Genomic DNA, 25,049 nt, shown 5'->3' with positions numbered 1-25,049 from the left:
GTGGCGCGGAGACAAGTGATGCGGTAGCGCCCGGCCGATGCCAGCTTCCTACGATGCCGCCCTCACCTGGCCTGATCTGACCAGCCGCCCGCGCCAGACGCCTGATGCGACAATCCCTTATGGCGCGGATTCGCTGCAGGTGGTGGACCTGTGGTGCCCCGCCGGCAATGGTCCCCACCCGGTCGTGCTGATGGTTCATGGCGGCTGCTGGCAGACGGAGATCGCCGACCGCCGCCTGATGGACTGGGTCGCCGCCGACCTACGCGAGGCGGGCGTCGCGGTTTGGAATATCGACTATCGCGGCGTCGACCGCGATGGCGGCGGTTATCCCGGCACGTTCCGCGACGTCGCCGCCGCCGCCGACCGGCTGCGCGAGGAGGCGCGGGCTCATGCGCTCGACCTCACCCGCATGATCGCGGCCGGCCATTCGGCGGGCGGGCATCTCGCGCTCTGGCTCGCCGCGCGCCACCGCCTGCCGGCAGACAGCCCGCTCGCCACCGCCGATCCGCTGCCCATCGCACAGGTCATCAGCCTCGGCGGCCTGCCCGATCTCGCCGCCGTCGCCGCCAGCCCGGATAACGGCTGCGGCACGGACGTCATCGCGCAACTGGTCGGCGACCGGCCCACACCCTTCGCCGATACGTCCATCCCCCCGCTGCTGCCGATCGGCGTGCGGCAGATCCTCGTCAACGGGCGCGAGGACGTGATCGTCCCCTATCGCCTCGCCACCAACTATGTCGCGCAGGCGCAAGCCGCCGGCGACTCCGTCGACCTCCACACCATCCCCGACACCGGGCATGTCGCGCTCATCGCCCCCGGCACCGCTGCCTGGGCCGCCACCCGCGCGCTCATCCTCGCCGCCCTCGCAAAGGAACCCGCATGACCCGCGACCAGGCCCGCGCCCTTGACGCCGCCGATCCGCTCGCCCGCTACCGCGACGCCTTCGCGCTGCCGGAGGGCGTGATCTACCTCGATGGCAATTCGCTTGGGGTTCTGCCCCGCGCCGTCACCCCCGCGCTCGCCGACACGGTGCAGCGGCAATGGGGCGAACGGCTGATCCGCAGCTGGAACGAAGGCTGGATCGACGCGCCGCAGCGCCTCGGCGGTTTGATCGCCCCGCTGATCGGCGCGCAGCCGCACGAGGTAATCGTCGGCGACACCACCTCGACCCACCTGTTCAAGGCGATCGTCGCCGCGCTGCGCCACGATCCCAAGCGCCGCACCGTGGTGAGCGAAGCCGGCAACTTCCCCACCGACCTGCATATCGCCGAAGGTGCGGTCGGTTGCGTCCCCGGCGCGCAGCTAAAGGTGGTGGCGCGCGACCAACTCGCCGACGCGCTCGACGACGATACCGCGCTGCTCCTCCTCACCCACGTCCATTACAAGACCGCCGACCGCTTCGACCTCGCCGACTGGACCGCGCGCGCCCATGCCGCCGGCGCGCTGATGCTCTGGGACTTCAGCCACAGCGTCGGCGCCGTCCCGCTCGATGTCGCCGCCGCCAACGTCGACCTCGCGGTCGGCTGCACCTACAAATATCTGAACGGCGGCCCGGGCGCGCCCGCTTTCCTCTACGTCGCCGAACGCCTCCAGGCCGCGCTCGCCAACCCGGTCAGCGGCTGGATGGGCCATGCCGACCCCTTCGCCTTTCAGGACACCTATCGGCCGGCCGAGGGGATGCGCCGCTGGCTGGTCGGCACGCCCTCGATCCTCGCCATGGCCAGCCTGGAGGCCGCGCTTGGCCTATGGGCCGACATCGACCAGCAGGCGGTCGCCGCGAAGAGCGCCGCGCTGTTCGACATCCTCCACGCCGCCGGCACCGCCGCAGGCCTGGAATGCGTCAGCCCCACCGACCCGGCAAAGCGCGGCAGTCACATCAGCTTCCGCGCGCCCCACGCCTACGAACTGACGCAGGCGCTGATCGCCCGCGGCGTCATCGGCGACTTCCGCGCGCCCGACGTCCTGCGCCTCGGCCTGACGCCGCTCTACCTCAGCCATGAGGACGCGTGGCAGGCGGGCGAGACGATCCGCCAAGTCATCGCCGACGAAAGCTGGCGCGATCCCGCTTATGCCATCCGCAACGCAGTGACCTGAACCGGTCAATCCTCGCCGAACAGATCCCGTTGCGCCTTGTCGAGTTCCTCGGCGTAGCGGCGGCGCACATACGGTTCGGAGAGGATGCCGAGCACCCGCGCGTCCTCGCCCACCACCGCCAGCTCGTCAGCGCCTGCCGCGTCGAACGCCGCCATCACCGCCTTGATGTCCGCGTCGGGCGGCAAGGCGAGGTCGCGATGGATCGCGAGGCTGCCGACGGGCGCGTCGACCACCGCCTCCTCGCCATAGGCCCGCGCGGTCTGGACGATCCCGGCGTAGCGATCGTCGGAATCGGCCAGCACGACGCGGCTGGTCGATCCGAGAGGGAACGCCCGCCGGAACTCGGCAACGCTGATATCGGCCGGCGTCGCCCGTTCTACCCGGCGCATCATCCGCCCCGCGGTCAGCGTCCGCATCCAGCCGACATCGCGCGCGCTCTTGATCGTCTCGCCACGCAGATGGAGCCGCCAGGTCGAGAAGGAGTAGCCGAACGTCTCGCGCACGATCGTCGAGGCGACGAGCACCGCGGCCAGGCTCGCCGCGGCAAGCGGCACGTCATGCGTCGCCTCCAGCACCAGCATCGCCATCGTCATCGGCCCGCCCACCACGGCGACGGCGAGCGCCGCCATGCCGACCAGCGCGGCATTCTGCGGATCGACCACCGCCTGCCCCGCCGCGAGCGCCAACAGTCCGGCAAACAGATGCCCCAGCAGACTGCCGAGGAACAGCGAGGCGAAGAACAACCCGCCGCGAAAGCCGAAGCCCAGCGACACGATCGAGCCAGCGCATTTCATCACGAACACCGCCGCGATGAAGGTCAGCGGCAAACCATATTCCAGGTCGAGGTGCAGCGCGCCATGCCCCGCCGACAGCACCTGCGGCGTCAGCAGCGCGAGCGGGATCAGCAGCACGCCGCCCAGCACCGGTCGCCACGCCGACGGGATCGGCAGCCGTCGGGTCAGCGCCTCCATCTCGGCGACGCTGCGCATCAGCGCGACGCCGACCAGCGCGGCGATCGCGCCCAGTCCGGCGTAGATCAGGTAATGATGCGTCGCCACCGCCTCGCCCGCGCTGGCGCTGACCAGATAGGGTTGCGCGCCGAACGCCTGCGCCACGAGCACGCCCGACAGTGATGCCGCCGCGACCGGCGCGATGGCGGCGGGCGTATAGGCCCCGATCACGATCTCGAACGCATAGAACGCTCCCGCCAGCGGTGCCCCGAACGCGCCGGCAATCGCGGCCCCCGTCCCCGCCCCCACCAGCACGCGCAGGTCGCCGCGCCGCAACCGCAGCCGCATGCCCGCGATCGAGGCCATCACCGCGCCCAATTGCGCATAGGCCGCCTCGAGTCCCACCGAAGCACCGAAGCCATTGGACAGGATCGTCTGCCCCGAGATGACGAGGCTATCGGTCAACGACATCCGCCCGCCGTGCAGCGCATTCGCCTCCACCGCGTCGATCATCCGCCGGGTGCGCGCCCGCGTCATCCAGGAAAAGCCGACGAGCGCCAGGCCGCCCAGCGGCAGCGCCAGCAGCGCGAGCGGCGCCAGATGATCCGCCGCGCTCAGCCGACCGCCGGTCGGCAGCGCGAACAGCCAATGCTGCAACGTCCGCGCGATTGCGCCCTGCACGACGCTGAGCAGCCCGGCGACGCCGCCGACCACGACCGCCAGCCCGATCAGCACCGCCTCGCTCGCGCGCGCCCGCCGCCGCACCCAAGACGACACGCTGCGCACCAGCGTCATCAGTCGTTGACGTTCGGAAAGGCGAAGCCGCGCAGATTGATCGTCAGTTGCATCGTCAGCGCATGGTCCATCTGCGCCCGCGCGTTGGTGCGTCCGGGGCGAAACTGGTTGAGATAGCCGACGTCCATACTCATCCGCTTGCCGATTGGCACCACGACGCCGGCGATATTGCGCATGCGTTCATACCCGCTGCGCTGTCCCCAGCCGGTGGAATTGGGCAGGTAGAAGCTTTCGTGGCTGACGAACAGCGCCCAGCCCTTGGGGCGCAGCTTGTGATTGTAGCGCACCAGCGGCCGGATGCGGATGCCGACGCCGGGCCCGCGCGGGTTGAAGCGTTCGTCCACCCGGAACCGCGTCACGACCGGTCCGAACGTGCCCACCACCTGCTGGCGGATGCGATCCTCGTTCGCGCCGGTATTGCCGTTATGGGCACCGACCTTGCGGTAGCCGAAGCCGAGTTCGAGCTGTTTCGTCACCTTCAGACCCAGCAGCGCCCCGAATTCGGTCTGATACAATCCATCCTGACGATCGCTGAACCGGGCAATCTGCTCCAGCGTCACGCGCAGATCGTCGGTCAGCGGCACGTTCGTGTTCACCTGCGTCCACAGCTGTCCATCCTGCTGCTGCGCGGCCGCGGAACTGGCGGCGGTCAGGCACGCACAGGCCGTCACGACATACAATGATCGGAAGCGGACGCGCTGCGGCAACATCGGCGGCGCTTAGGCGATGATGGGGCCGATGTCATGAGCATCTTGACGGCAAATCCTACCGGGTCGATGGTGTATAACATCAGAGGGGGAGGATCGCCGCTATGCGCGCATCTGGCACAGCCGTATGTATCGCCATCGCCATGCTCGCGGGGTGCAGCAAGGCCCCGGACGGCACTGACGCTCCCGCCGCGTCCGACACCGCGGGTGCCCCCGGCATTGCCGTCACCGCAGCGCCGGGTGTCGCATTCAATTATCGCTACGGTTTCCGTCTGCCGCCCCGCGCCATTGCCGCCGTGCAGGAAGCCCATGCCAGCACCTGCGAAAAGCTGGGGATCGCACGCTGCCGGATCACCGGCATGGACTATCGCGTCGTCGGCGAGAACGACATTCGCGGCAGCCTTCGCTTCAAACTCGACCCTGCGATCGCCCGTGCCTTCGGCAAGCGTGGCATCGACATCGTACAGGACGCGAAGGGTACGCTGGTCAGCGCCGAGATCACCGGCACCGACGCCGCCGAAGCGATCGAACGCGCCGGCGGCACCCAGGCCGAAGCCGCCGCGGCGGTCGCCCGCGCGGATGCAGCACTGGCCCGCAGCGACGCCAGCGCAGAAGAACGCGCCGAGCTGCAACGCCAGCGCGCCGCCGCGGCGACCGCCGCGCGCGATGCCGCCGCGACCGCTGCGGACAATCGCGCCAGCCTCGCCCGCACGCCCATGACCTTCGACTATGAATCGGGTGATGCCGTCCGCGGCTTCGACACCAGCGCGCCGCTCACCAGTGCCCTTGATACCATGGTCGCGTCGGGTCAGGTCACACTCGCCGTTTTGCTCGGGATCGTCGCGATCTTCGGCCCACCGGCGATCGTCTTCGTCATCGGCCTGCTGCTGTGGCGGCGGATGCGCAGGCCCGTCGCGCGCTGGCGGCGGGAGGCGGACGACTGAGGCGTCCCTTGCGCGATTGCACCTCCCGCCCCCTTCCCCTATAGGCCCGCCCATTCCGGCCCCGGCGCGCGGCTCACCCGCGCCGCCGGGGCTGCCTACTTTCAGGGGAAGTCGCGCATGGCTCGCCGCCGCCAGATCTACGAGGGCAAGGCCAAGATCCTGTACGAGGGCCCCGAGCCCGGCACGCTGATCCAGTATTTCAAGGACGATGCCACCGCGTTCAACGCCCAGAAGAAGGGCACGATCAGCGGCAAGGGCGTGCTCAACAACCGCATTTCCGAGCATGTCTTCACGCTGCTCGACGCGATTGGCGTGCCGACGCACTTCATCCGCCGCCTCAACATGCGCGAGCAGTTGATCCGTCAGGTCGAGATCGTCCCGATCGAGGTCGTCGTGCGCAACGTCGCGGCGGGCTCGCTGTCAAAGCGCCTCGGGATCGAAGAGGGCACCAAGCTGCCCCGCACGATCATCGAATATTATTACAAGGACGATGCGCTCGGCGATCCGATGATCTCCGACGAACATATCGCCGCGTTCGGCTGGGCCAGCCAGGACGAAATGCACGACATCGCCGATCTCGCGATCCGCGTGAACGACTTCCTCACCGGCCTGTTCGCCGGGATCGGCATCCGCCTGATCGACTTCAAGCTCGAATTCGGCCGCATCTGGGACAATGACTACGGCCGCATCATCCTGGCGGACGAGATCAGCCCCGACGGCTGCCGCCTGTGGGACATGGAATCGAACGAGAAGCTCGACAAGGATCGCTTCCGCCGCGACCTCGGCGGCGAGGCCGAGGCCTATCAGGAGGTCGCGCGTCGTCTGGGGCTCATGCCCGAAGGCGAAGACAGCGCCGTGCTCGACCTCGATTCCCACCGCAAGCGCCGGGGCAAGTAACCGATGAAACTCCGCATTTTCGTGACCCTCAAGCCCGGCGTTCTCGATCCGCAGGGCCGCGCCATCCATCATGCCCTCGGGTCGCTCGGCTTCGCTGGCGTCGAGGACGTGCGCGCCGGCAAGATGTTCGAACTCGAAGTCGCCGATACGACGACCGACGAAGCGATCGACGGCATGTGCCGCCAGCTGCTCGCCAACACCGTCATCGAGAACTTCCGGGTGGAGCGCGTTTAAGATGAAGACCGCCGTCATCGTCTTTCCGGGATCGAACTGCGACCGCGACCTCGCCGTCGCGCTGGAGGCGGTGACCGGCACCAAGCCCGCGATGGTCTGGCACGCCGACACGGCACTGCCTGACGGCGTCGGCCTGGTCGCCGTGCCCGGTGGCTTCTCTTACGGGGATTACCTGCGCTCGGGCGCGATCGCGGCACGCTCGCCGATCATGCAGGCGGTGGTCGAAGAGGCAGGCAAGGGCCTGCCCGTGCTCGGCGTGTGCAACGGCTTTCAGGTGCTGACCGAAGCCGGTCTTCTGCCCGGCGCGCTGATGCGCAACGCCGGCCTCAACTTCGTCTGCCGCGATGTCGCATTGACCGTCGAGAATGCGCAATCGGCCTTCACCAGCCGTTATGACGCGGGCGAGACGATCCGCGTGCCCGTCGCGCATCACGATGGTAATTACTTCGCCGACGCCGACACGCTCGACCGCCTCGAGGGCGAAGGCCGCGTCGCCTTCCGCTATGGCGAAGCCGTCAACGGCTCGGCGCGCAACATCGCCGGCATCCTCAACGCCGCTGGCAACGTGCTCGGCATGATGCCCCACCCCGAACGCAAGATCGAATCGGCGCACGGCGGCACGGACGGTCGCCGCCTGTTCGAAGGCGTGATGGAAACGATCGGCGCGTAATTCCGTTACGGGCTCACCACCGCCCAAATGCCAAAGAGCAGCGTCGTCGGGAGAGCGGGACGCTCGTCAGGCGTCCGGATTGCGGACTGTTTCCCCGAATGATCGAATTTTTGGAACTCTAACGCTGTTCCCAAGCCTGCGCCGATCACCGCAGGAAGAGAGTCAAGGGGGCGGCCACCCGCCCCCTCTCCCCAATCAGCCGTGGCAGGGGCAACCAGCATGGTCGCAGCCGGCCGACTGCGCGTGGTGGTTGGCGCAATTGTCGCTGCAATAGGCGCGGCCTTCGGCCTGCACGGCGCCTTCCGGGCTGACGATGCAGACGCAGTCCGTGCAGGCGCACTTCACCATGTCGACGTTGACGCTCATGATCCTATTCCTCGTGGATGTGGTCTTCGGGTTCCAATACGTGGTCCATCATGTTGGTGAGCATGGTGCGCACGTGGCAGTCGGGCAGATCGTAGAAGACGTTCCGCCCGCTACGCTCCTGCTTCAGCAATCGCCCTGCGCGCAGCAACCGAAGATGCTGCGACACCAGGCTTTGACTGATGCCAACCTCTGCCGTCAGATCGCCGACCGTACGCGGCCCGTCGAGGCAAGCCGCGACCAGCCGCAGCCGGTTCGGTTCGCCCAACAGTCGGAACAATTCGGCTAGCTGTGTGCTCTCGTCCGCTGTCATACACCCTTCAACACATGAACACATCCTAATATGTTCATGTGTTGATCTATGTCAAGCCTCAAAGAGGGGGGTGGTCGCAACAGCTGGCGGGAATTTTGGCTGGGCCAACCGCAGATGAGCGCCACGTCGAGCAGCATGCCGACGGTTCGGTGCAACACGCAATCGGACACAGACGGCGCAGCATCTGAAGAATCGTGACGGTCGGCGACGATGGACGACATCGGCGGACGCCTGCCCGCGTACGCCGCTTCAATCAGGGATCGAGAGCGAACGCGAGCAGCGCCCGCCTCTGTCAACTCCGCCGGTAACACTCCGCATCATCGCTCTTCGCGCTGCTCGGCCGCGACGGCGCGGACGATGAAGTCAGGCACCAGCACGTTCTCGGTCTGCAACCGGGCATGCGACCCCTTGATGAGCACGGCGTCCATATAGGCAATGTGACGGCGATCGAGCTCATGATTGGAGCTCTCGACCGGCTTGCCACCGGCCCCTTTCACCTCCAGCCAATACAGACGGCTCGGCTCGTCAGGCGCGGTGAACATCGCCTCGAAATAGGTCCGCTCGCGCCCGAGTGTCGCCACCGCCTCGCGGTGATGACTGCGCAGATAGTCGATCCACTCGCGGAAGGTGGCTTCGCTTCCCGGCTTGCGGTCGAAACGGTGCAGCGTCACCTCAACCGGGCGCAACGGTTCCGGCGGCGACTGCGGCACTGTCGCGCCGAGGCAGAAGGTAACGCCGATGCCCGCGACCATGCCGAGCGCAAAGGAACGATAGCGTGTCGTCATGCCCCTCACCTCAGAAGTCGACGGCGAGATAGGCGGTAGCCGTTCTCTGCGGGACGTAGTCGAAGGTCGACGGGCCATAATAGTCCCACGCGTAGACGTTGAAGAGATTGCTGACCGACACCCGCAGCGTCGCGCGGTTCTTGCCGATCGTGAAGCGATAACGGCTGCCCACGTCCACCAGCGTGCGCGCAGGAATGAACAGGTCGTTGTTCACCGTGGACGCGACACGTCCCTGATGCGTGACGGCACCATCGAGGGACAGCGCCTCGAAGCCGGGCAGGCGCCAGTCGAGATTGAGATCGACGGAGCGCAGGGGCACGCCGACCGGGCGCTTGCCGGTCTGCCCCGATCGTCTCGCTTCGCCCGTCACCTGCGGATCGAGGAACACGCCGCCCAGCGCTACGCTCAGCCCGTGAACGGGGGTGCCGGACAGCGACGCCTCGATCCCTCGATTGCGGATGTCGCCGAGCCGCGTGAACAGCCCCGTCGGATCGAGACTGAGATAGGGTTTGCGCACGTCGAACACGCCGGCCACCAGCTTCACGTCGCCGGCGATGGTCCAGCGCACACCTGCATCGCGCTGGCTGGTCAGGATGGCGGGCAGCGGCTGATTGCGGTTGGTGGCGTTCTGCGGCGGTAGGCCAGCCTCTTCCAGCCCCCTCGTATAGCCCGCGTAGAAGGCGACGCGCTCACCGGCGTAGATCGCGCCGGCCACGTTGAACAGCCAGGGCCGGTCTCGCGTCTGGAGCGCGGGCTGGTTGGGGCGTTGAAAACGCTTGGCGTAATCCGTCCTCGACAGGCCGGCGCTTACCTCGCCGACGCCGCGCCACCGCCCGGTATAGGCGATGCCGCCGAACCACTGCCGCACCCGATCCCGGCTGTACGCGCCATAAGCGATCGATGGCTTGGCGAAGTCCAGCGGATCGCCGAGCCGCACGTCGCCGAAATCGAGGAAGGCGGAGCCACCAACGCGTTCGTCGCGAGCGCGACCGCGGGCCGACAGGCTGATGTTATGGACACGGGGGCCATCGGCGATCATGCGCGTCACCCGCACTTCGCCCGACACCGAAACCCGGCGATAGGGCGGGTCCGAAAAGGCGATATAGCGGGCACGGCCGTCGGGCGTGATCTGGTCGAGAAAGGTGAAGATGTCCGCCCGGCTTGCCGACAACGCGCGGAATACGCCGGCTTCGATCTTCCACCCGCCCGCGAACGCTGCGCTGCCGATGAGTCCCGCCGTCTCCGATGGGCCGGAATACACCGCCCAGGCGGGGCCGTAGAACACGCCACGCCGGATCGGTGGCGGCAGATAAGGTCCTGCCGTCGTCAGAAGCGGACCGATCTTGCTATCGTCGATGTCGGACCGCCCCCAGAAGGGAAGCAGTTCGATACCCGGGCGCGGTCGCCACCGCAGGGTCAGGCCTTCGACATGCTGCCGGCTGGTCGCCCCGTTGTTGAAGACGTGGTCGTACAGGCCAAGCCCCGCGCCGAGCGACACGGTATCGCCGGCAAGCGGCAGTTCGGCATCGAACTCCAGGCTCTTGTCGCCCAGGGTGTTGAGACCGACGGTGGTCGACAGCAGCGCCTCGTTGCCCGGGCGGCGCAAGGCGTAGTCCACGACGCCGGTCGGCGCGGGGAAGAGATATCCCTGGGCGGACAATCCCACCTTGATGCTGGTGGATCGGCGGATGCGCTCGTTGGGCGCAGCGGTCGCATCGAAGTAGAGTCCGTCGATCCGCGCATTGCCGGCCGCGATGGGCGAGAAGCCGCGCACGCTGCCGCTGTTGTAGATGCCGATCGTCTCGCGACCGATGGTGGTCCCGAACGCATCCTGCGCCTGTCGCACGGCATTCTCGTCCGCGCGGCCCTGCGGCACCGTCGGGGCTGACGGTATGACCTGGGCGGGGGGCTGTGGGGCGGATACTTGCGGCGCCGTGGCTTGGGCAAGCAACAACCAACCGACGGAAAGTGCGGTCATCCGATCAGCTCGAACCGTCCGCGCTCGGGCGAAAAGCGAACGGCGTCCGTGTCGAACGCACGGCCGACATGGCCCGCGGCGATCAGATCGGCGGCCGGTCCGACGACCAATCCTCCCGTGCCGTCGAGCAGCCATACGGCGTCGGCGAGCTGCAACGACAGATCGAGATCGTGACTGGACAACAACACCGTTGTGCCGGTGGCGCGTGCATGCGCGCGCAGCAGCGCCATCGCCTCGACCCGCCCGGGCAGGTCGAGAAAGGCGGTGATCTCATCGAGCACCATGAGCCGTGGCGCCTGCGCGATGGCGCGTGCAATCATGACCCGCTGTCGCTCGCCATCGGACAGGCCGTCGAAGGGGCGAGCGGCGAAGGACGTGGCACCCGCCTGTTCAAGCGCCTCGACCACCCGCGCATCGTCCTCCGCTGACAGCCGCCCCTGCCAGCCGGTGAACGGCTGGCGTCCCATCGATACGACGTCGGTAACGGTCAGCCCCGGGCTCGACACGCGCTCGGTCAGTACCACCGCGATGGCCCGCGCGCGGGCCTGCGGGCGCATTACGGCAATATCTTCGTTGCCCAGCAGCGCGCGACCGTCCCGCGCAGCCTGCAGGCCGGCGATCGTCCGCATCAGCGTCGACTTGCCGGCACCGTTGCGGCCGAGCACGCAGACGAAGCTGCCGGCCGGCGCCTCCAACGTCAGATTGGCAAGCACGGTGCCGCGCGGGCCGACGTACCCGACGCTCAGCTTATCCAGATACAGCATCAGTCGCTGCTCCGCATGGCCGGGGCGAACACGAGAAGCGCGATCACCACCGGCGCGCCCACCAGCGCCAGCACCGCATTGAGGTGCAGGAAATGCTGTTCCCAAGGCAGATGCACGATGAAGTCGGCGCCGAGCGCCAGCAGCGCGCCGGCGAGTCCCGCCAGGGGGATCAGCGGCAGGATACGCGCGGTGCGCGCCAGCCGGCGGGCGAGGTGCGGGACGATGAGCCCCACGAAGGTGACCGGGCCGCACAAGGCTGTCACCGGCGCAGCGAGCAGGACCGTCGCGGCCAGGATCGATCGGCGCAGGCGCGGCACGTTGGTGCCGAGGCTCGCGGCATAGGTTTCGCCCAGCAGCAATGCCGTCAGTCCCTTCGCGTTCACGACCGCCAACGCCAGTCCGCACACGACCGGCACCACCAGCCACGGCAGGTCGGCGGTGGTCGCTGCCGAGAAGGTGCCGTCATCCCAACCCGAGAACACGCGCCCCCCGACGCGGCTCGCGAAGTGCAGGATGACGCTCACCAGTCCCTGTGCGGTGAAGCCTAGCATCAGACCGACGACGAGAAGCGTGATGTTGCCGACCCGACGCGCCAGTGCGGCCATCGCGGCGGCGGTGGCCGCGACGCCGATCACGGCGCCGAGCGTAAGGCTCAATCCAGCAAAGGACGTCAGGAAGAGGAGGACGGCCGGGCCGGCGAACGCCGCGCCTGCGACGGCAAAGCCGACGCCCAGCTGTCCGCCGGCGACAAGCCCCAGCGACCAGGCGTCCGCCATCGGATTGCGGAACAGCGCCTGCATCAACGTACCCGCGACCCCCAGCGCGCCGCCCGCGACGACCGCGGTGAGGACGCGGGGCAGGCGGATCGCCCAGACGATCTCGGACAGGGTCGGATCCCCGGATCCCGTCATCGCGCCGATAACGTCCAGCGGCGAGAGGATGACCTGGCCATAGCAGAGCGACGCGGCGGCAAGGACGAGGATCGCGACGAACAGCGCACTCGCGCCCGCTAGGCTACGATCCATGACCGACCCCCGCGCTGCCCCCTGCCCGCTGATCCTGCCGCACCCACGTTGCGGGCCAACCGCGCAATTGGGGATGCAGCATCCGCGCGTAATCGCGGAGCAGCAGGTCAGGTCGAATCGCACCCCGCTCGAACAGGTCGAACGCATCCACCCCCGGCTTTTCCCCGCCATCCGCGGCGAACACGCATCCGTCACGCCAGGCACGCATATGCGCGAGGAACCGTTGGTCCCCGAACCGCTTCGAAATCGGATCGCGCCACAGCCAGCAGTCCGCCTTGCCACCGTCCGTCAGTACCGTTTCGGATGGCATTTGCATCGTATCGTCCAGGCGCGGGTCGTCGGGGCGGCGCATGACGTTAATGCCACCGGCATCTTCCAACAGGCGATTGGCGGCACCGCGAACGGTCACCATCCATGTGTCGCCGTTCATCCACCAGGCGGACAGCACACTGCGCCGGGGCAAGGCGGCGACGGCGCGCTTGACCTGATCGACGCCACTCTCGACCATGGCGACGAACTGCTCGCCCTGCCGCTCGCGTCCGGTCAGCATCCCGAACAGCCGCGCATATTGCACGGGACCCAGATAGTCCGACTCGTTGGCCATGAAGACGGGCATGACCGGTATGCCCATCGCGATCGCGCGGCGCATGGCGTCCGCATGGGCCGGATCGCCGATCGTCATGAGGAAGACATCGGGCTTGGCCGCGAGCAGCACGTCGAGGTTGGGAGGCGAGTGCCACCCATAGCCGATCTGGCCGATTTCCCCCTTCTTCACCCGCTCGCGGATGGTATCGTCGTACGACTTCGTGCCGCCCACCGCGACCAGTCGATCCGCCGCGCCGATCGCTGTCAGCAGCGCCTCGCTGCCCCCGTAATTGACGGCGATACGCTTCACCGGCGTGCGCACCATGACCGCACCGGCAAGATCGCCGGTCAGTGCAGGCGCCTTGACGCTTCGGGGCACGAGCACGACGCGCACCCGCTGTTCCGGGCCATTCGCCGCGCCGCCCCAGGTGACGATATTGGCGTGCAGATCGACGATCCGGTACCCATCCCTTTCGACTACGCTGAACGTTCGGGTGTGGGGGATCGGGATCGGGCGACCGACGGCGGGTGTCTCGGTCGCTTGATTGCCGCACCCGGTAAGCAGAGCGATCAGCAACACAATCAGCCAACGCATCAGAAGCTCGTCCTTACGGTTGCCCGGACCTGCCGCGGGGTGGATGGGGTCGCAAAGGTCGGCTGCGTGTCCGTCCCGAAATAGGAGTCAATCTCGCGATCCAGGACGTTCGTCACCGCTAGGTCCAGTTCCAGCGGCAACCGCGTCGGCAAGGCGATCGTCGCGCTGAGATTGAGCAGTGCGTAGCCGCCATTCGCGACGCGATTGTCTCCGGTGATCGGGTAATCGCCATAAACGTAAAGGTTGGCGCGACCATTCAGCCACGACGCGAAACGCCGCTGTGCGCTGACGTTGACGATATGGGTCGGAACGCCCGCCGGACGCTTCCCCGTCAGGTCGACCTCGCTGGTCGCACCGGGCACCCGATATTCCCGCCAGACCGCATCCACATACGAATAATTGGCGGAAATGCTGGTGCCGCGATCCGGCCGCACGACGGCGGACAGCTCTAGTCCCTGACTACGATAGCGCTGCCCGGTCGTCAGGAGGGTCGATGGACCATTGGCGTCGGGGTTCGTGGTCGTGACGAGCCGGTTGCGCTGGTCATAGCGGAACAGCGCCGCTTCCCAGGCCAGGATGCCGGAGCCCGTCCTGCCCTTGTAACCGACCTCGTAGCTGTCGATCGTCATCGGCTTGAGATCGAGCTGATATAACGCCGGATCGAAGTAGAAGAGCGGCCCGAAGTTGGAGTTGAAGCCCCGCCCATAGGAGGCATAGACCATGCCGCGTGTTCCGGCATCGCGCTCGCCCAGTCGATAGGCGACGCTCGCCTTGGGCGAAAAGGCGTTCTCCGACGCAGACAGCCGCCCTCCCGGATTGAAGGCTGCTTCGATGGGACGGAAGACCGCGCGCCGCCCGAAGTCGTCGTAGCGCAGGCCGAGGGTCACGGTCAGCCGGTCGGTCGCGGCCCATTCGTCCTGAAGATAGGCCCCCCAGAACCGGTTTCGCACCGTTCCGTCGGTAAGCAGGAAATGGCGCTGGAAACACGGTGCATCGGCGTTCAGCACGGCGCCGGTCGCGTAATTGATGTCGATCTGGAAGAAGCGGAACCCGCACTGCGGCGTGAAGCCATATTCGCCGGACCAGAAGTCGCGTTCGTCCATCCGGGCACGCTCGACATTGCCACCGGCCACGATCGTGTGGGCGCCCAGGCGCGCCGTCAGCTGCGCATCGCCGATCCAGACGCTGCTTTCATCCTGCCGCGCAAAGCCGTTGACCGCGTAGGTCTTGGCCTGCGGATCGACGCTGCCACTGAGGTAAAAATTGAAGCTGTTGGACCGGTCGAACCGACGATGCTGCCCGGTCAGCACCAGCTCGACATTGCTTCCGAAGCTATGCCTCAGCTTCAGAGCGCCGATCCCGCCCTTGGTATCCAGGTCGTTGGGCAGGTAACCGATGTAACCGCGACGACCGCCTGCAACGCTGGCACGGCTCCCGTCGCTCAGCAGGGGAATGTTGCTCGGCACCTCGACCTGTCGATCGAAATAATTGCCATAGGCGGTCAGCGTGGTGTCCGCGCCGATCGGCACGACGACCTTGCCGAACAGGTTCAGCACCTTGCGATGGGAGTGTGCCCGCCAGCCGCCGTCGTCCTCGTAGAAGCCGGAGAGGAGCATTCCCCCCCCATCGCCGAACATCGTCCGCTCGAGGGTCGCTTCGCCGCGAACATAGTCGTACGTGCCCGCCGTCAGCGACGCGGTCGTGCCGTCGAAACCCGGGCTGCGCGTGATGTAATTGACCGCGCCGGCGGTCGCCCCGCGCCCGTACAGCGCGGATACCGGTCCGCGTACGACCTCGGTACGGCTGATCGCCCCATAGGGCAGCTGGTCGAGCAGCACCTGCTCGTCGGGACCGACGAACGGTATGCCATCGATCAGCGCCAGGAAGGTATCCCCGCCGGCGCTGCCGGTCACCCCGCGGAACGAGAATTGCAACGTATCCTCGGCATCCCCGTCGGTCCGGCGAAAGAAGATGCCGGGAATGCCGCGAAACTCATCGCTGCCGATCGTCAGACCGCGTCGGCGCAGGTCATCGTTGTCGATCACGGTGATCGCCGCCGGTACGTCGAGGAGCGATTTTTTGGTCCGCGTCGCCGTCACGACGATGTCGTCCGCATTGGTCGTCTGATCGTCCGCCATTTGCGCCAGTGCGCTGCCCGGCAGCATCGACAGGGCAACACCAATCCCCATCGCAACAGTTCGTCTCGTCAATGCGCCTTCCCCCCAGATCGAAACACGCTATGATATGTGATATCATCGCGCAAGCATTTTGGGGTGGATTGGCCGACGCCACTGCGGGCGGAAAACCGGCCTTGCCGGTTCGCAGGTCTGTACTGAAATGGCGCGCCCGGCAGGATTCGAACCTGCAACTCCAAGCTTAGAAGGCTCGTGCTCTATCCAGTTGAACTACGGGCGCGCAAGGCAGCCCCGGTAGCGCGTTGCGTGGGCCGGGAAAAGCCATAGAGTGCGCCGCCATGGATACGGGGCACGAACGGGCGGTCGATGCGAGCGCGCTGCCGGGGCAGGCGTTTCGCTATTATGATTTCGTGATGGCGGCGTTCGTCGCGATCCTGCTGCTGTCGAACGTCATCGGCGCGGGCAAGGTCGCGCAGGTGACGCTGCCCGGCATCGGGCCATGGCCGTTCGGCGCCGGCATCCTGTTCTTTCCGGTCAGCTACGTGATCGGCGACGTGCTGACCGAAGTCTACGGCTATGCCCGCGCGCGTCGCGTGATCTGGGCGGGCACCGCGGCGGTCGTGTTCATGGCGTTCATGAGCTGGGTGGTCGTCGCCCTGCCCCCGGCGCCGTCCTGGGGCAACCAGGCGGCCTATGCCGTCATCTTCGGCCAAGTGCCGCGGATCGTACTGGCGAGCGTTCTCGCCTTCTGGGCGGGCGAGTTCGTCAACAGCTATGTCATGGCACGCATGAAGGTGTGGACCGGCGGCAAGCATCTGTGGACCCGCACGATCGGCTCGACCATCCTGGGCGAAGGCGTGGACAGCCTGATCTTCTATCCCGTCGCCTTCTTGGGCGCGGAAGGCTTCACGCCCCAGCTGGTCGTCACCGTACTGTTCACGCAATGGGCGCTGAAGGTGGCGTGGGAGATCGTGCTGACGCCGCTGACCTATGTCGTCGTGGGCGCGCTGAAGCGGGCCGAAGGCGTCGACGTGTTCGACCGGGGCACGGACTTCACGCCATTCCGCGCGCGAGTCTGATCGACAGCCGCGCCTCGCAGGGGTGATCGCTCCTCCCCCCTCGACGGGCATCGGTCGCCGCAGCCCCCTCTTCGACAAATAATGCCCCGCGCCCGCGCACCGAAGGAAGGGATTCACTTTTAGCCGCTAATCAGTCGGTTATGGCTACAATCGCGCCCCTGCCCTCACCCCCCGCATCGCCCGTGACGCGGGCCGTGCGGGGGCGGTTGTCGCGAGTCGTGGCGACTCTCACGCGCTTCCGACAGAGCGGCACCAGGCAGACATCGCCGCACACGCCTGGTCCCGCCGATAGCGAACTGGACGAGATGCTTGCCGCGGCGCAGTTCCGGGCGCTGCGTCATCAGGTGCCGAGCCTGCACCTGATCCTGCTGATCAACGTCACCTTCCTGACCTTCATCACCTCGTCCGCGCGCGCGGCGCCCGTCACCTATCTGCCCTCGTGCGTCCTGGCATGCTCCAGCGTGGTTCGCATCCTGAAATGGCGGCGCGTCCATTATGCCGGCGCGGCGGCGGCACGGCGGATGTTCGCCTCGACGGTCCGCACCTCTTTGCTGTTCGGCCTGAGCCTGTCCGCGTGGAGCGCCTGGGTGCTCTATACCCGCAGCGCGGACGTCGCCGCCTTCATCCCGTTCTTTGCAGCGCTGTCGACGATCGCCTGCGCGGTCTGCATGGTCTCGTTGCCCCGCGCCGCTTATGCCGTGATCTGGTCGGGAACGGTCCCGATGGTTGTCGCGATGATCGCGACGGGCAATCCTGCGCTGATGGCGGCGGCGGCGAACCTGTCGGTCATCGCCGTACTGCTGTTCGCCTGGATGCAGCGCCAGCACCAGCAATTCCACGACATCGTGCAGGCGCATGCCACGACGATCGAGCGCGAGCGTGAGGTCGCCCACCTCGCCTTCAACGACCAGCTGACCGGCCTCGCCAACCGCCGCGCCTTCCTCGCCCGGCTGGACGAAGCACAGCGGCCGGCCGGCGAACGGCTGGACACCACCGTCGTGCTGATGGACCTCGACGGGTTCAAGGCGGTCAACGACCGACTGGGCCATGGCGTCGGCGACGTCCTGCTGCGACGCGTGTCGGATCGTCTGGCGCAGCATGTGCCGCCCCAGGCGCTATGCGCGCGGCTGGGCGGTGACGAGTTCGCCGTGCTGCTGCCCACCGCCGACGCGGCCGAGGTCGCAGAGGCGGCGCAGCGGATCGCGGCAATCTTCGACCAGCCGATCACGATCGGCGACGACGTGATCCAGCCGCGCGGATCGATCGGCCTGTCGACGGGCGACGCCTGGCCCGGCGATCCGATCGACCTGATGCATCGCGCCGATCTGGCGCTGTACGAGAGCAAGGCGCTCAAGCAGGCGCAGCCCTATGCCTTTCACGTCGGTTTGCAGCAGCAAAGCGATCGGCGCCGCATCATCGAAACCGCCTATCAGGATCCGGCCGCGCTCGCGCAGCTCGACGTGCATTTCCAGCCCATCGTCCGCACCGGCACCGGCGAGGTCGTCGCGTTCGAGGCGCTGATGCGCTGGCAGCACCCGCACCTGGGCAACGTGCCGCCGGACGAGCTGTTCGCAGTCGCGGACCGGGCACGCGTCGCGATGCATTTCACCGACCATCTCTTCGCCCGCGCGCTCGCCAGGGCAACGCAATGGCCATCGCACCTCGCGCTGTCGTTCAACGTCACCGCGGGCGAGGTCGGGCCGCATCTGTGCGCCATGGTCGCCGCCGCCTGCGAACGCCACGGCTTTCCGCTCGATCGCCTGATCGTCGAAATCACCGAAACCGCGCTGCTGCGCGACCTGGAGGTGGCGCGACGGACCATCGCCGAATTGCAGGCGCTCGGCGTCCGCGTGGCGCTGGACGATTTCGGAGCCGGCTTTGCCTCGATCGGATACCTCAAACACATCCGGTTCGACCTGATCAAGATCGACGGCGGCCTCGTTCAGTCGATCGCCGAATGTCCGCTCGCCGGCCAGTTGCTGATCGGCGTCGTAGAACTGTGCCGTGCGGTCGGCACGCCGATCGTGGTGGAACAGGTGGAGACGCAGGCGCAGCTCGATATCCTGCGCGTGCTGGGGGTCGACAAGGTGCAGGGCTATCTGCTCGGCCATCCGACCGCCGATCCCGATCTCACCCCACAGGCTCCGTTGCGGACCAACCGGATGTGACGGCACGATCCCTCGCTCGCCGGGGGAGCGCTGCCGGTGCCATGGTTGCCCGAGCGCCGGTCCCGGCGACGTCGGTTGTCAGGGTATCGCACCAAGGCTAGAGCCGGCACCATGGCGGCTTCGAAGAACGCACCCGAACCGGCGGCGCCGCGCGCCAATTATCATCGAGGCAACGTCGTCGAGGATCTGCGCAAGGTCGCCGAACATATCCTCGCCACCGAAACGCTGGAACATGTCACGGTGCGCCGCCTGTCGCGCGAACTCGGCGTGACGCCTGGCAATTTCTACAACCATTATCCCAGCATCGACTTCCTCGTGCTCGACATCGCACGCGAGGCGTTCGACCGGCTGGAGGTCACATTGCAGGCCGCGGCCGCGACCAAGGATACGAAGGTCGACCGGCTGATCAGCCACGCCCAGATCTACGTCCGCTTCGGCGTTGCCCAGCCCGAGCTGGTCCGGGTCATGTTCGGGCGCACCGATCGGGGCACGATCCACCCGGGGTTTCGCGCCGCCTCGCTGCGCGCGTTCGTCGGCATGGCCGAGTTGATCTATGGCGAGGGCGGGTTCGACCTCAGCGATACCGCCGCCGCGCATCGCAACTGCCCGCTCGCCTATAGCTGTTTCGCCTTATGTATCGGCCTGGCGCGAACGATCGGCGCCGGCCAATTCGACATCGACCTCAGCCGCAGCGAGGATATCGACCGGTTCGTGGACCTGACCGTCCGGCCGATGGTGCAAGGGGCGATGGCGACGTTTTAGCGCGCATGGGTCGGTCGCTGCCGACCGCCAGCTCTGGCATCAGGCCCCCGCCCCGCGCGCGCCGGTCACGGCTCGACGACGATACCGTTCGCGTCGGATCGCACCTTGAGCCCGTACGCGGAGTGGAGGAGATCGAGGAATCCCGCACTGTTGTCGATCTGGAACGTCCCGCCGATCCGGATGTCGGCGGTGGAAGGATCGGCAATGCGGATCGGGCGGTTGGTATAGCGGTTGAAGTCCGCCACCGCGTCCCCCAGCCGCTGGTTGTCGAACACCAGCACGCCATCGCGCCATCCGGTCATCGCTTCGACCCGCGCCGGTGCCGCCAGAGCCACCAGCGTGCCGTGCGATTGGGCATAGGCGATGTCGCCCTGCCCGATGACGGCGGAGCGCGTGCCCGCACCGGCGGTCGCATCCTCGATCCTTACCCGGCCCGACAGCACCGCCACCGTCACCTTGTCCCCATCGCGGCGGACCGTGAAGCGCGTGCCCAGGACGGTCACCGTTCGCGGCCCCGCATGCACGACGAAGGGATCGTCGGGGCGGTGGACGATATCGAAATAGGCCTCGCCTTTATCCAGCCAGACCTCACGCCCCTGATCGGCGGCCGCGGTGCGCACGACGGTCGCGGTGTTCAGTTCCACCCGGCTGCCATCGCGCAGCGCAATCGCGTGGCGCACGCCGACCGGCGTCTGCACCCGCACCGGCCCGGACTGCGATGGCGACGCCGTGTCCTGCGCACCATGCCCCACACCAAAACCCGTCGGCGATCGCACCACCGTGGTGCCGATCCCCACCGTCACCGCGAGTGCGGCGGCGATCGCCCCGATCGCGCGGGGGCGGGCACGCAGCACCGCCTGCCAGCCGCGCCGCGCGCGCGACCGCGGGGCGGCGCTCTGGAACCCGAGCGCGCCGACCCGGTCTGCCGCCGCCCAGCCGTGGCGCAGCCGCCAGAACGCAGCCTTGTGCGCCATCTGCTCGTCCAGCCACGCGGTCAGCGCGGCGTCGTCCTCGGCGGACCATTCCCCGCTTTCCTGGCGGACGATCCAGCGCGCGGCGGTTTCTTCGATCATCGTCGCGCGGTTCATTGGCGGCGCGCCTTGCCGGTGCCGGCCGCGCCGCCGCGACGGATCTTTCCCGCACCGCCCAGCATCGCATCGGCCATCGCGCGGATACCGAGCACCAGTTGGCGTTCGATCGTATCGATGCCGACACCCATGCGCGCCGCCGCCTCGCGGGTCGACAAGCCTTCGATCTTGCGCAGGCGCACGACCTCGCGGCAGCGCGGAGGCAGTCGCTCGATCCCCTCCTGCGCCCGGCGCAGCGCGTCGCGCGCATCCAGATGGCGGTCGGTTGCGGACAGATCCACGCCCTGATCGACGCTTTCCATGTCGGCATAATGTTCGAACTGCACGATCCGTTCGCGCTTCGCCCGGTTGACCAGGATATTGCGCGCGATCGTGAAGACATAGCCTGGGGTGTTCGTCGGCAATTCCTGCCGCCCGCCCGTCAGCGCCGCCTCGTATATGTCCTGCCGGATATCCATGATCTGCTCGGCCGTCCGCCAGTTACGACGCAGATAGCGGGTCAGCGACGCTTCCAGCGGAAGCACCTCCTCGCAAAACCACCGCTCCAACTGCCTGTCGTCTACCATCGCCCGCCCGAGACACTCCTTCGTCAAAGGGGTTCGGCCGTCATGACAATCGACCGCGTCAAAACCCTAACGGAAAAACGCGACAAGCCCCTCTTCCACCGCTTTTGGCGAAAAGTTCCACAATCGTAAACTTTTTTGAAATCCGATGTTACGGGTTCGTGGCGCTCGAATGACAATCTTGCCGAGCGGCGTGATGGGAGCGACCGCAACAAGGGGGCATCAGATGAAGAGAAGGGGTGTGGCGATCGCCTTGGGGGCGAGCATGCTGACGGCCTTTGTGCCAGGCCATGTCGCGGCGCAGACCACGCAGGGCGTACGGGCCGCCCAGCGGTTCGATATTCCGGCCGGGAGCCTGGCGGCCGCCCTGCAAGCCTGGAGCAAGGTCACCAAACTCCAGATCGTGTATCGGATGGACGATGTCGGCCGCAAGCGGACCAATGGCATCCAGGGCGACTATGCCCCGTTGCTGGCGTTGCAAGGCCTGCTGATCGACACCGGTCTGAAGATCGTCACGACGGAGGATGGTGCGGTCGCCCTCCGCCCTTTGGCCGGCGACGAGGTCGACACCAGCGCCACGCCTGACATCCTCGTCAACGGCAAGGTCAATTGGTCGCTCAACACCGGCATCGAACGCACGCAGGACGACAGCCAGCCGTTCATCGTGCTCGGCCGCAAGGAGATCGAGCGCAGCGGCGCGCCCAACCTCGAAACGTTCCTGCGCAACCAGCTGAACGTCAACACCTCGCCCACCGTCGGCGATCAGGCGATCGGCGGCAGCACCTCAGCCGATCCCCGCCGCCCGATCGGCGTCAGCGCGATCAACCTGCGCGGCATCGGCCTGCGCGACACGCTGATCCTGGTCGACGGCCGGCGCCAGCCCGGCATCAACCTGGGCAATGGCGACATCACCCAGCCGTCGATCACCGGCATCCCGATCGCTGCGGTGGAGCGGATCGAGGTTCTCGCCTCGTCGGCCTCGGGCATCTACGGCAGCGGCGCATCGGGCGGCGTCATCAACATCGTGCTGCGCCGCGACTTCAAGGGCGCCGAATTGTCGGCGAACTACGACAACACCAGCGATTTCAAACAGGGTCGCGGCTCGATCGATCTCACCGGCGGCCTGCCGCTGGAAGGAGGACGCACGCGCCTGACCTTTACCGGCAATTGGACCAAGCAGCTGGCGCTGCGCTACGGCGACCGCGACAATCTGCGCCGCCGTGGGCTGGACGACATCCTCGCCAACGACCCCGGCTCTTTCTATGGTGGCTTCACCAATCCGCCGCAGGGTTCGCTGGTCAACTTCAAGACGCAGGACGGCTCGCCGCTCCAGCTGAAGCCCCAATATGGCGGACAGACGCTGTCGAGCGGCCTGGGGACCATTCCCAAGGGCTATGCGGGGATCGCGAAGGCGGGCCTTGCTCCGCTGCTCTCGTCGCTCGGCACCTTCAACCTCGACCAGCCGAATACCGCCGCCGGCACCGGCGCCCGCGCGCCGCTGCTCTATCCGATGAATCAGTACAGCGGTTCGGTCGCGGTGCGGCGCACGTTCAACAGCTGGCTGACCGCCTATGCCGAAATCGGCATGTCGCATTCCTCGGCGGTCAACACCTTCTCCAACACGCTCAACTCGGTCTTCCTGTTCGCGTCGGCCCCCAGCAACCCGTTCACGCAGGATCTCGCGATCGCGTTCCCGGCCAATCCCGCCTATGATGCCCGGATCAAGCAGGTGTCGTCGACACTGCGTACGCTGGGCGGTGCCATCGTCCGGCTGCCGGCAGACTGGCAGGCGGTCGCCGAAGTCTCCTACTCCAAGTCCAACTTTTCGGTCGCGAACAGCCCGCCGGCGATCAACGCGTTCGCTTCCAACGATCTCCAGTCCGGGGTTCTGAACGCGCTCGTCGATACCTCGACCTATCCACTCCCCTTCACCTACGACAAGACGCCTTATTATCAGCGCCAGCAGGACGGCAAATCGAGCAACGTCGCGCCCTCGCTACGCCTTGCCGGGCCGCTGCCGTTCTCGCTGCCGGGCGGCAAGCCGCAATTGACCGTCAACACCGAGATCAACACCCAGAAACTGGACTCGCGCCTTCTCACGCTGCTGACCGACGATGGCGCGGTCACCACCTTCACCCCCACCGCGCACCAGACGACCAAGTCGGTCTATGGCGAAGTCGTGTTCCCGATCCTGGGCGACAAGCATCAACTGCCGCTGATCCGATTGCTGGAATTGCGCCTGTCGGCGCGGCATGAATCCTATAGCGGCGACGGCACCGATACGTCGGACCCGGTATCCTGCACGGCACCGTTCGACGCGAAACAATATAATTATTTCGACAACTGCCCGCCGACGGGAACTGTCATCGAGCGATCGACAACCACCAATGCGCATACCGATCCCAGCATCAGCCTGCTCTGGTCGCCGATCGATGGCGTCACGCTGCGCGGCTCGTACACGACCGGCTATCTGCCGCCACAGCTCAGCCAGTTGGTCAAGGTCCCCCGCCCGCAGATCACCCTTCAGATGCGCGATCCGCAGCGTAACAACGAGTTGATCGGCACCCAGATGTTCGGCCTTGGCGTCATCTCGGGATTTTCGGGCGGCAATCCGGCCGTTCGGCCGGAATCGTCCAAGACGTGGACGGCCGGCCTGATCCTGAAGCCGCATTTCATCGACGGCCTGCGATTCTCGGTCGACTGGACGCGCATCCACAAGCGGGACATGTATTTCGATCCGCTGCTACTGCTTTTCGGTGCCGTGCAGTCGCAGTTCAACCAGTTCATCACATCCAACCCCGACCGCGTCACGCGCGGCCCGGCATCGGGGGGCTTTGCCGTCGGGCCGATCACCGCGCTGGACATATCGCTGATCAACCTGACGTCGCTGGTCACCTCGGCCTATGACTTCACGCTCAACTACGACACGAACCTGTTCGGCGGTCAGCTGTCGGCCATCGGTCGTGCGACCTATGTCGACCAGTTGGTGATCCAGCCGTTCGCCGACACGCCCGCACAAAATTACGCAGGCGTCGTCACGGCCGGTTTCGCGGCCGGCACCAGTGCATCCGGTTCGCTGCGCTTCCGAGGCAGCGGGTCGCTGCAATGGACGAAGGACCGGCTCAGCCTTGGCTGGCAGACGCGTTATCTCAGCGGCTATTACCTGACGCTGGATCGCAGCGTCGTGGCCGCGCAGGGATCGGCAAAGGTCGCCAGCCAGATGTATCATGATATGAACATCAGCTACCGCCTGCCGCAGAAGATGACGGTGCGTTTCGGCATCAACAACATCTTCAACAAGATGCCGCCGCTCGATGTGACGCAGGCCCCGCTCTATTACAGCGCGTACGGCGATCCGCGGCTGCGCAACTTCTATCTGGGGGTCAGCAAGTCGTTCTGACCCCGGCCGCCGCATCCCGTCGAAACGACGGGGTGCGGCGGACCGTCGATAGGCGCAGCGCCGCCGGACGCCGCCCCAGACATGGTCCTCGCCATTACGGTTTTCCCACCCCCGATTGTCCTGTCCCGCGACGGTTCCGCCCCCCTGTCACGGTG

The 25,049-nt window shown here is 66.9% G+C and carries 22 protein-coding genes and 1 tRNA gene; 10 read left to right on the top strand and 13 right to left on the bottom strand.

Annotation, left to right across the window (positions count from 1 at the left end; all coding sequences use genetic code 11):
- The first annotated feature begins 37 nt into the window (after nt 1–37).
- Both SPHME3_RS0109405 and kynU read left to right on the top strand, forming a co-directional pair.
- Nucleotides 38–883 carry an alpha/beta hydrolase gene (locus SPHME3_RS0109405; RefSeq protein ID WP_017979418.1) on the top strand — a complete coding sequence of 282 codons (846 nt, stop codon included), beginning with the start codon at nt 38–40 and terminating at the stop codon, nt 881–883.
- The gene (kynU, locus tag SPHME3_RS0109400) at nt 880–2,094 is read left to right on the top strand and encodes a kynureninase (protein ID WP_017979419.1); all 1,215 of its coding nucleotides are present in this window, start codon (nt 880–882) and stop codon (nt 2,092–2,094) included. The genes SPHME3_RS0109405 and kynU overlap by 4 nt, the downstream gene beginning before the upstream one ends.
- 5 nt (nt 2,095–2,099) lie before the next feature.
- Here the strand turns inward: kynU and SPHME3_RS0109395 are convergent, their stop codons facing one another.
- Nucleotides 2,100–3,839 carry a chloride channel protein gene (locus tag SPHME3_RS0109395; protein WP_017979420.1) on the bottom strand — a complete coding sequence of 580 codons (1,740 nt, stop codon included), beginning with the start codon at nt 3,837–3,839 and terminating at the stop codon, nt 2,100–2,102.
- On the bottom strand, nt 3,839–4,549 hold the full coding sequence (locus tag SPHME3_RS0109390) for a DUF2490 domain-containing protein (protein WP_017979421.1): 711 nt from the start codon (nt 4,547–4,549) through the stop codon (nt 3,839–3,841). The genes SPHME3_RS0109395 and SPHME3_RS0109390 overlap by 1 nt, the downstream gene beginning before the upstream one ends.
- A gap of 101 nt (nt 4,550–4,650) precedes the next feature.
- Between SPHME3_RS0109390 and SPHME3_RS0109385 the strand changes: the two genes are divergently transcribed.
- From SPHME3_RS0109385 to purQ, 4 genes are all read left to right on the top strand, one after another.
- Nucleotides 4,651–5,490 carry a hypothetical protein gene (locus SPHME3_RS0109385; protein ID WP_020486551.1) on the top strand — a complete coding sequence of 280 codons (840 nt, stop codon included), beginning with the start codon at nt 4,651–4,653 and terminating at the stop codon, nt 5,488–5,490.
- A 117-nt stretch (nt 5,491–5,607) separates the two neighbouring features.
- Nucleotides 5,608–6,387, top strand: coding sequence for a phosphoribosylaminoimidazolesuccinocarboxamide synthase (gene purC / locus SPHME3_RS0109380; RefSeq protein ID WP_017979422.1), 780 nt, complete (start codon nt 5,608–5,610; stop codon nt 6,385–6,387).
- 3 nt (nt 6,388–6,390) lie between these two features.
- Nucleotides 6,391–6,621, top strand: a complete 231-nt coding sequence (gene purS, locus SPHME3_RS0109375; RefSeq protein ID WP_017979423.1) for a phosphoribosylformylglycinamidine synthase subunit PurS — start codon at nt 6,391–6,393, stop codon at nt 6,619–6,621.
- A gap of 1 nt (nt 6,622) precedes the next feature.
- Nucleotides 6,623–7,291, top strand: coding sequence for a phosphoribosylformylglycinamidine synthase subunit PurQ (gene purQ, locus SPHME3_RS0109370; protein ID WP_017979424.1), 669 nt, complete (start codon nt 6,623–6,625; stop codon nt 7,289–7,291).
- A gap of 195 nt (nt 7,292–7,486) precedes the next feature.
- On the opposite strand, the gene SPHME3_RS20030 is transcribed toward purQ, so the two are convergent.
- From SPHME3_RS20030 to SPHME3_RS0109330, 9 genes are all read right to left on the bottom strand, one after another.
- Nucleotides 7,487–7,657, bottom strand: a complete 171-nt coding sequence (locus SPHME3_RS20030; RefSeq protein WP_017979425.1) for a metallothionein — start codon at nt 7,655–7,657, stop codon at nt 7,487–7,489.
- Between the two features lie 4 nt (nt 7,658–7,661).
- Nucleotides 7,662–7,934 carry an ArsR/SmtB family transcription factor gene (locus SPHME3_RS20025; RefSeq protein WP_231292033.1) on the bottom strand — a complete coding sequence of 91 codons (273 nt, stop codon included), beginning with the start codon at nt 7,932–7,934 and terminating at the stop codon, nt 7,662–7,664.
- A 350-nt stretch (nt 7,935–8,284) separates the two neighbouring features.
- Nucleotides 8,285–8,752 (bottom strand): DUF6176 family protein, encoded by a 468-nt coding sequence (locus tag SPHME3_RS0109360; RefSeq protein WP_017979427.1) that lies wholly within the window; start codon nt 8,750–8,752, stop codon nt 8,285–8,287.
- Nucleotides 8,753–8,762: 10 nt separating this feature from the next.
- Nucleotides 8,763–10,598 (bottom strand): TonB-dependent receptor, encoded by a 1,836-nt coding sequence (locus SPHME3_RS0109355; protein WP_231372468.1) that lies wholly within the window; start codon nt 10,596–10,598, stop codon nt 8,763–8,765.
- 128 nt (nt 10,599–10,726) lie between these two features.
- Nucleotides 10,727–11,494, bottom strand: a complete 768-nt coding sequence (locus tag SPHME3_RS0109350) for an ABC transporter ATP-binding protein (RefSeq protein WP_017979429.1) — start codon at nt 11,492–11,494, stop codon at nt 10,727–10,729.
- Complete coding sequence (locus SPHME3_RS0109345; RefSeq protein ID WP_017979430.1) at nt 11,494–12,519, bottom strand: FecCD family ABC transporter permease; 1,026 nt, start codon at nt 12,517–12,519, stop codon at nt 11,494–11,496. Before SPHME3_RS0109345 ends, SPHME3_RS0109350 begins: the two co-directional genes overlap by 1 nt.
- On the bottom strand, nt 12,509–13,699 hold the full coding sequence (locus SPHME3_RS0109340) for an ABC transporter substrate-binding protein (protein ID WP_017979431.1): 1,191 nt from the start codon (nt 13,697–13,699) through the stop codon (nt 12,509–12,511). The genes SPHME3_RS0109345 and SPHME3_RS0109340 overlap by 11 nt, the downstream gene beginning before the upstream one ends.
- Entirely contained in the window at nt 13,699–15,888 is a 2,190-nt protein-coding gene (locus SPHME3_RS0109335) for a TonB-dependent receptor (RefSeq protein WP_020486552.1), read from the bottom strand. The genes SPHME3_RS0109340 and SPHME3_RS0109335 overlap by 1 nt, the downstream gene beginning before the upstream one ends.
- Nucleotides 15,889–16,037: 149 nt before the next feature.
- Nucleotides 16,038–16,114: transfer RNA gene (locus SPHME3_RS0109330), tRNA-Arg, on the bottom strand.
- Between the two features lie 58 nt (nt 16,115–16,172).
- Between SPHME3_RS0109330 and SPHME3_RS0109325 the strand changes: the two genes are divergently transcribed.
- The 3 genes from SPHME3_RS0109325 to SPHME3_RS0109315 all read left to right on the top strand — a co-directional run bounded on the left by SPHME3_RS0109325 (nt 16,173) and on the right by SPHME3_RS0109315 (nt 19,843).
- The gene (locus SPHME3_RS0109325; protein ID WP_017979433.1) at nt 16,173–16,913 is read left to right on the top strand and encodes a queuosine precursor transporter; all 741 of its coding nucleotides are present in this window, start codon (nt 16,173–16,175) and stop codon (nt 16,911–16,913) included.
- A 218-nt stretch (nt 16,914–17,131) separates the two neighbouring features.
- Complete coding sequence (locus SPHME3_RS0109320; RefSeq protein WP_231292034.1) at nt 17,132–19,081, top strand: putative bifunctional diguanylate cyclase/phosphodiesterase; 1,950 nt, start codon at nt 17,132–17,134, stop codon at nt 19,079–19,081.
- Nucleotides 19,082–19,192: 111 nt separating this feature from the next.
- On the top strand, nt 19,193–19,843 hold the full coding sequence (locus SPHME3_RS0109315) for a TetR/AcrR family transcriptional regulator (protein WP_017979435.1): 651 nt from the start codon (nt 19,193–19,195) through the stop codon (nt 19,841–19,843).
- Nucleotides 19,844–19,908: 65 nt separating this feature from the next.
- Here SPHME3_RS0109315 and SPHME3_RS0109310 read toward each other — a convergent pair whose 3' ends face one another.
- Complete coding sequence (locus SPHME3_RS0109310) at nt 19,909–20,931, bottom strand: FecR family protein (protein WP_017979436.1); 1,023 nt, start codon at nt 20,929–20,931, stop codon at nt 19,909–19,911.
- On the bottom strand, nt 20,928–21,497 hold the full coding sequence (locus SPHME3_RS0109305; RefSeq protein WP_024310307.1) for an RNA polymerase sigma factor: 570 nt from the start codon (nt 21,495–21,497) through the stop codon (nt 20,928–20,930). Before SPHME3_RS0109305 ends, SPHME3_RS0109310 begins: the two co-directional genes overlap by 4 nt.
- A 223-nt stretch (nt 21,498–21,720) precedes the next feature.
- Here SPHME3_RS0109305 and SPHME3_RS0109300 point away from each other — a divergent pair, with 223 nt between their 5' ends.
- On the top strand, nt 21,721–24,894 hold the full coding sequence (locus SPHME3_RS0109300; RefSeq protein ID WP_196795641.1) for a TonB-dependent receptor: 3,174 nt from the start codon (nt 21,721–21,723) through the stop codon (nt 24,892–24,894).
- Nucleotides 24,895–25,049: the final 155 nt, after the last annotated feature.

It is taken from the genome of Sphingomonas melonis DAPP-PG 224, assembly GCF_000379045.1.
Taxonomy (GTDB): domain Bacteria; phylum Pseudomonadota; class Alphaproteobacteria; order Sphingomonadales; family Sphingomonadaceae; genus Sphingomonas; species Sphingomonas aquatilis.
Note: the sequence above shows the minus strand (reverse complement) of the source record. Positions and strands in the feature narration are given on the sequence as shown.

Excerpts from the sequence above, each read along its gene's own strand:
- SPHME3_RS0109405 (WP_017979418.1), top strand. The coding sequence starts at position 38 with ATGCCAGCTTCCTACGATGCCGCCCTCACCTGGCCTGATCTGACCAGC.
- kynU (WP_017979419.1), top strand. The coding sequence starts at position 880 with ATGACCCGCGACCAGGCCCGCGCCCTTGACGCCGCCGATCCGCTCGCC.
- SPHME3_RS0109395 (WP_017979420.1), bottom strand. The coding sequence starts at position 3,839 with ATGACGCTGGTGCGCAGCGTGTCGTCTTGGGTGCGGCGGCGGGCGCGC.
- SPHME3_RS0109390 (WP_017979421.1), bottom strand. The coding sequence starts at position 4,549 with ATGTTGCCGCAGCGCGTCCGCTTCCGATCATTGTATGTCGTGACGGCC.
- SPHME3_RS0109385 (WP_020486551.1), top strand. The coding sequence starts at position 4,651 with ATGCGCGCATCTGGCACAGCCGTATGTATCGCCATCGCCATGCTCGCG.
- purC (WP_017979422.1), top strand. The coding sequence starts at position 5,608 with ATGGCTCGCCGCCGCCAGATCTACGAGGGCAAGGCCAAGATCCTGTAC.
- purS (WP_017979423.1), top strand. The coding sequence starts at position 6,391 with ATGAAACTCCGCATTTTCGTGACCCTCAAGCCCGGCGTTCTCGATCCG.
- purQ (WP_017979424.1), top strand. The coding sequence starts at position 6,623 with ATGAAGACCGCCGTCATCGTCTTTCCGGGATCGAACTGCGACCGCGAC.
- SPHME3_RS20030 (WP_017979425.1), bottom strand. The coding sequence starts at position 7,657 with ATGAGCGTCAACGTCGACATGGTGAAGTGCGCCTGCACGGACTGCGTC.
- SPHME3_RS0109360 (WP_017979427.1), bottom strand. The coding sequence starts at position 8,752 with ATGACGACACGCTATCGTTCCTTTGCGCTCGGCATGGTCGCGGGCATC.
- SPHME3_RS0109350 (WP_017979429.1), bottom strand. The coding sequence starts at position 11,494 with ATGCTGTATCTGGATAAGCTGAGCGTCGGGTACGTCGGCCCGCGCGGC.
- SPHME3_RS0109345 (WP_017979430.1), bottom strand. The coding sequence starts at position 12,519 with ATGGATCGTAGCCTAGCGGGCGCGAGTGCGCTGTTCGTCGCGATCCTC.
- SPHME3_RS0109340 (WP_017979431.1), bottom strand. The coding sequence starts at position 13,699 with ATGCGTTGGCTGATTGTGTTGCTGATCGCTCTGCTTACCGGGTGCGGC.
- SPHME3_RS0109335 (WP_020486552.1), bottom strand. The coding sequence starts at position 15,888 with ATGGGGATTGGTGTTGCCCTGTCGATGCTGCCGGGCAGCGCACTGGCG.
- SPHME3_RS0109325 (WP_017979433.1), top strand. The coding sequence starts at position 16,173 with ATGGATACGGGGCACGAACGGGCGGTCGATGCGAGCGCGCTGCCGGGG.
- SPHME3_RS0109315 (WP_017979435.1), top strand. The coding sequence starts at position 19,193 with ATGGCGGCTTCGAAGAACGCACCCGAACCGGCGGCGCCGCGCGCCAAT.
- SPHME3_RS0109310 (WP_017979436.1), bottom strand. The coding sequence starts at position 20,931 with ATGAACCGCGCGACGATGATCGAAGAAACCGCCGCGCGCTGGATCGTC.
- SPHME3_RS0109305 (WP_024310307.1), bottom strand. The coding sequence starts at position 21,497 with ATGGTAGACGACAGGCAGTTGGAGCGGTGGTTTTGCGAGGAGGTGCTT.
- SPHME3_RS0109300 (WP_196795641.1), top strand. The coding sequence starts at position 21,721 with ATGAAGAGAAGGGGTGTGGCGATCGCCTTGGGGGCGAGCATGCTGACG.